The organism is Pseudomonas sp. NPDC087639 (assembly GCF_044743385.1).
Classification (GTDB): domain Bacteria; phylum Pseudomonadota; class Gammaproteobacteria; order Pseudomonadales; family Pseudomonadaceae; genus Aquipseudomonas.
Map to the genome: position 1 here is coordinate 1 of NZ_JBIUWI010000157.1, position 2,343 is coordinate 2,343.

Genomic DNA, 2,343 nt, shown 5'->3' on the forward strand with positions numbered 1-2,343 from the left:
GTGCTCCTCTGGAAGATCCTTTTGGAGAAGCGGGCGATCCTGATTGAATGTTAGTCGAATCTGGCTGATTGCATGCATGGAAAGAAAGGTTCGTCAGTTGTGCAAATACAGTGGTGGGGGCGGCAGCACACGTTTTCAACTCCGACTGCCCGGTCACCTTGACTATCGGGAAAACGGTGTTACAACCAATAGAGCCCACAGTGGGTAAAAAAGATCCGCGGAGTCAATCCTTTTAACGGATTAGATTGCGGATGACTTGGATGATACTCCAGCGATGGAGTCTGTTGCAGAGGGATTTGAGCATGGCTGTCGGCAAGGTGAAATGGTTCAACAATGCCAAGGGGTTCGGTTTCATTAATACCGACACCCATGAAGGTCGAGATGAGGACGGCAAAGAGATTGATTTCTTTGCGCATTACTCCGCCATCCAGATGGACGGATATAGAACCCTCAAGGCCGGGCAAGCCGTGAGTTTTGATATTGTGCAAGGCCCCAAAGGCCTGCATGCGCACAATATTAAAACCACCGAGGCCGTGAAAGAAGCCGCTCCGGCCACCGCTCAGCAGCAATCAGTCACCAACTGACGCAACAAAACCGCCCGCCATAAAAAAGCCGCCCGACTCGATCACTCGAGCCGGGCGGCTTCGTTACAACTGTTTTTTATTACATGTGCGAAATCAGCGCATCACCGAAGCCAGAAGACGAAACCAGCTTGGCACCTTCCATCAGACGCTCGAAGTCATAGGTCACGGTTTTGGCACTGATGGCGCCGTTGGTGCCCTTGATGATCAGATCCGCCGCTTCGACCCAGCCCATGTGCCGCAGCATCATTTCCGCTGACAAAATCAATGAGCCCGGGTTGACCTGATCCTTGCCGGCATACTTCGGCGCAGTGCCGTGGGTCGCTTCGAACATCGCCACGGTGTCGGACAGGTTGGCGCCCGGCGCAATACCGATACCACCCACTTCTGCCGCCAGGGCGTCGGAGAGGTAGTCGCCGTTGAGGTTGAGGGTCGCGATCACATCGTATTCGGCCGGGCGCAGCAGGATCTGCTGGAGCATGGCGTCGGCGATGGCATCCTTGACGACAACGTTCTTGCCGGTTTTCGGATTCTTGAACTGCATCCAAGGGCCACCGTCGAGCAGGGTCGCGCCGAACTCTTCGGCCGCCACTTCGTAGGCCCATTCCTTGAAGGCACCTTCGGTGAACTTCATGATGTTGCCTTTGTGCACGATGGTCAGCGAGTCGCGATCGTTATCGACCACATATTGCAGAGCCTTGCGCGCCAGACGCTTGGTGCCCTCTAAAGAAACCGGCTTGACGCCGATGCCGCAATTTTCGTCGAAACGGATCTTGGTGACACCCATTTCTTCTTTAAGGAATTTGATGACCTTGGTGGCTTCCGGCGAACCAGCCTTCCACTCGATACCGGCGTAAATGTCCTCGGAGTTTTCGCGGAAGATGGTCATGTCGACGTCGCCAGGCTTTTTCACCGGGCTAGGCACACCTTCGAACCAGCGCACCGGGCGCAGGCAGACGTATAGGTCGAGTTGCTGACGCAGGGCCACGTTCAGCGAGCGAATGCCCCCACCCACCGGAGTGGTCAGAGGGCCTTTGATGGAAACCACGTAATCCTTGACTGCGTCCAGCGTTTCCTGAGGCAGCCAGGTGTCCTGATCGTAAACCTGAGTGGCTTTTTCCCCGGCATAGACTTCCATCCAGGAAATCTTGCGCTTACCGCCGTATGCCTTTTGAACTGCAGCATCGACAACCTTGATCATCACCGGACTGATGTCGACACCAATGCCGTCACCTTCGATGAAGGGGATGATCGGGTTATCAGGAACATTGAGAGAATGGTCTGCATTGACGGAGATTTTGTCGCCGACGGCTGGAACCTGAATCTTCTTGTAACCCATGCTGAACTCCATTGTTTGGATTGAACATCTGGCTTGGTTCGAGCGTAACCCAGTTAAATCAACACGCAAACCCTCTGTTCACGGCGCGAGCACATCTGGTTTCGTACAAGCCTGAAAGCAAAGGGAAAAGCGCCAAACTCAAGCATTCGCGGCGACTCTACGCCTCACCCTGCCCTGCGACCTTTAGACCAATGGACGAGAATCGTTGCATATGAACCATCGGCAGATTGCCAGCTACCTATGTATAATGCCGCCCGCTGACCAAAGGGTCACGACGGCTGGCCTCTCTAGAATGAGACTTTCCGCCTGATTGGTTGAGCTGTTACCGCAGCCCGACCGCTTGACGCTCTACTGATGCACCCAACATCACCGCGAAGAATCTCGACATTCGGTTCATGGATGACTTTGAACGAACGCGCTTAC

General features: G+C 54.5%; 2 protein-coding genes. One reads left to right on the top strand and one right to left on the bottom strand.

Features of this window, described 5'->3' with window-relative positions:
- Window positions 1-302: 302 nt before the first annotated feature.
- Window positions 303-584, top strand: a complete 282-nt coding sequence (locus tag ACIOVB_RS27420) for a cold shock domain-containing protein (RefSeq protein ID WP_401272266.1) — start codon at window positions 303-305, stop codon at window positions 582-584.
- Between the two features lie 79 nt (window positions 585-663).
- Here ACIOVB_RS27420 and icd read toward each other — a convergent pair whose 3' ends face one another.
- Complete coding sequence (gene icd, locus ACIOVB_RS27425; RefSeq protein ID WP_401272267.1) at window positions 664-1,920, bottom strand: NADP-dependent isocitrate dehydrogenase; 1,257 nt, start codon at window positions 1,918-1,920, stop codon at window positions 664-666.
- Window positions 1,921-2,343: the final 423 nt, after the last annotated feature.

Coding starts and splice junctions, on each gene's coding strand:
- ACIOVB_RS27420 (WP_401272266.1), top strand. CDS start 303: ATGGCTGTCGGCAAGGTGAAATGGTTCAACAATGCCAAGGGGTTCGGT.
- icd (WP_401272267.1), bottom strand. CDS start 1,920: ATGGGTTACAAGAAGATTCAGGTTCCAGCCGTCGGCGACAAAATCTCC.